We start from the raw sequence: 2,936 nt of genomic DNA, 5'->3' as shown, positions 1-2,936 counted from the left end.
ACAACGCTTTAGGGGCCGGGGCGCTCACGGTGAGCGGTCCTGGTGGCACCCTGGGCGCGGCCGCGCCGGGCATCACGCTCGCCAATGCAATCAATCTGAATGGCGCCGCCCTGACGCTCGGCGGGGTCAATAATGTCGGTTTGACCGGGGTCATCGGCGGGACCGGCGGGCTGACGCTTGGCGGCACGGGCACGGTGACCCTCAGCGGCGCGAACAGCTATAGCGGTGGCACGACGTTCGGCGGCGGCGGTGGCCTCGCGGTCGGCGCGAACACGGCGCTCGGCTCGGGTGCGCTGACCGTGAACGGCCTCGGCGGCACGCTGAGCGCGAGCGTCCCGGGCGTCACACTGGCCAATGCCGTCATCTTGAACGGTGCCGGTCTCACGATCGGCGGCGGAGCCAGCCTAGGGCTGGGCGGCGTAATCGGTGGGAGCGGCGGGCTGACGCTGGCCGGAACCGGCACGCTGACCCTGGCGGGCGCGAACAATTATACCGGCGGGACGACGGTCAACAGCGGCACGCTCGCGATCGGCGCAGGCGGCAGCCTTGCGGCGGGCGGCGCGGTCAGCCTCGCAGGCGCGGGTGCGGTGTTCGATCTGAGCGCCGCCAATGCGGTCCAAACCATCGGCACTCTGTCGGGCGTCGCGGGGAGCCAGATCGCGCTCGGCGGCACCAGCCTGACCGTGGGCGGCGGCGGTAGCAGCGATTTTGCCGGTACGATCGGCGGAACGGGTGGGCTGACGCTCGGCGGGGGCGGCGCGCTGACCCTGACGGGCGCGAACAGTTACACCGGCGGCACGAGGGTCAACAGCGGCACGCTGGCGATCGGCGCGGGGGGTAGCCTCGCCGCGGGCGGCGCCGTCGACCTCGCCGGGCCGACCGCGATCTTCGACGTGAGCACCGCATCGTCACCGCAGAGCATCGGCACTCTGTCGGGCGTCGCGGGCAGCCAGATCACGCTCGGCGGGACCAGCCTCGCCTTGAACGAGAACGGCAGCAGCAGTTTTGCCGGCGCGATCAGCGGCACCGGCGGGTTGACGCTGAACGGTACGGGCACGCTGACCCTGGCCGGCGCCAGCAGCTATAGCGGTCCGACGACGATCAACGGCGGAACACTGGCCGTCACCGGCGCGATCGGCAATTCGATCGTCGCCGTGAATAATGGCGCGATGCTGACCGGCACCGGCAGCGTCGGTGGCCTCGTCGCGGCGGCCGGCAGCACCGTCGCCGCGCTGACCCCGGGGCAAGCGCTCTCGATCAACGGCGATGCGACGCTCCAGCCCGGGTCGACATTGCAAATCGCGATCAACCCGGTGCAGCGCGCAAGCCTTGCGGTGGCCGGATCGGCGCAGATCGGCGGCGCGACGCTCACGCTGGTCTCGGCGCCGGGCCAATATCGTCTCGGGACCACCTACACCGTCCTCAACGCGACCGGCGGGGTCCAGGGACAATTCGGCGCGGTCAATTCGACTTTCGTCTTCGTCGATCCCAGCCTGACCTATGGCTCGACCTATGTGTCCGCGACGCTCGAGCGCAACAGCATGCCCTTCGCCAGCATCGCCGCAACGCCCAATCAGGCGGCGGCGGCCGTTGCGATCGATCGGCTTGGCGTCAGCAACCCGATCGTTGGCGTCATCGCGGTTTCCGACGTACAAACCGCGCGCAGCGGCTTTTCGCAGCTCGCCGGTCAATTGCATGCCAGCGTGAGCTCGTCATTGCTGTCCGACAGCCATTATCTGCGCGATGCCGTGCTCGAGCGCGCGCGTACCGGGGCGGCTGGCGGCTCCGGTCCGCTCGGGGCGCTGTCCGCAGCGGGCAATATTCTCTGCCAGAATGCGGACCCGGTCGCGGCGGGCGAGGGGGCGATCCGGCATTGTGCAAGCGATTCGCCCTACCAGCCGGTCGTCTGGGGACAGGTGCTCGGCGGCTGGGGCAAGCTGCGTGGCGACGGCAATGCGTCGAGCCTCCACCGCGATCTCCAGGGGATGATCGCCGGCGTCGATGTCGCGCCGAGCGATGAGGTGCGGTTGGGCATCGCCGGCGGCTATACGCACAGCGGGTTCGACATTGCCGACCGGAATGGCACCGGGTCGATCGACAGTTATCATATCGCTGCCTACGGCGCCGGGCAGTTCGGCGGCTTCGGCGTGCGCGGGGGCGTCGCTTACAGCCTTTATCGCATCCACGGCGACCGCACCGTCGCCTTCGCCGACTTCCGCGACCGGCTGCGCAGCGGCTATGACGCGTCCGGAACGCAGGTGTTCGGCGAGATCGGCTATGGCATTCCGGTCGGCAAGGCGGCGGTCGAGCCGTTCGCGGGAATCGCCTATGTCGCGCTGCGTACCAACGGCTTCCACGAGCGAGGTGGCGCGGCGGCGCTGGTCGGGAACGCCAACCGGGCGCGTGTCGGCTTTTCCACCCTGGGCCTGCGCGGTGCGGTCGAGCTGGGCGATGCCGCCGGGTTCGATCTCAGAATTTATGCGACGGCGGGTTGGCGCCACGCGTTCGATGATGTCCGGCCCGTCGCCGCGCTCGCTTTCGTGGGCGGCGACGGATCGCGCTTCCAGACGGCGGGCGTGCCGATCGCGCGCAACACCGCCTTCGTCGAACCCGGCGTCGATATGACGATTGCGCGGCATCTGTCGCTGGGCGTCTCGTATCGCGGCCAGTTCGGCGACGGCGCACGCGACAATGCGGTGCTCGGGAATATCCGCTGGCGGTTCGGCGGCGCGACACGCCGGGCGCCGGAGACCGGGGTGCGCGCGACGGACGCGATGCCGGTCCTCTCGCCGCCGGTTCCCGCGCCGGCGCCAGCGGTTACGCCGGCCGCGGCGCCGGTCCCGGTGGTCGTCCCCGCGCTCGCGCCTCAGGCCGAGGCGGTCGCTCCCGCGCAGCGGACCAGGGCGAAACGGCTGGTCCCGCGCAAACCGCGACAT

The 2,936-nt window shown here is 70.5% G+C and carries 1 protein-coding gene; it reads left to right on the top strand.

Annotated elements, in window-relative coordinates; genetic code table 11:
- Positions 1 to 29: 29 nt before the first annotated feature.
- Positions 30 to 2,936: autotransporter outer membrane beta-barrel domain-containing protein (locus BGN95_RS14525; RefSeq protein WP_286773081.1), on the top strand; the 2,907-nt coding region annotated here is incomplete at its 3' end.

Origin of the sequence: Sphingomonas sp. 66-10 (assembly GCF_001897045.1) — a bacterium.
Classification (GTDB): Bacteria; Pseudomonadota; Alphaproteobacteria; order Sphingomonadales; family Sphingomonadaceae; genus Sphingomonas; species Sphingomonas lycopersici.
The sequence above is the reverse complement of the archived record's forward strand: the minus strand, read 5'-3'. Positions and strand labels throughout refer to the sequence as shown.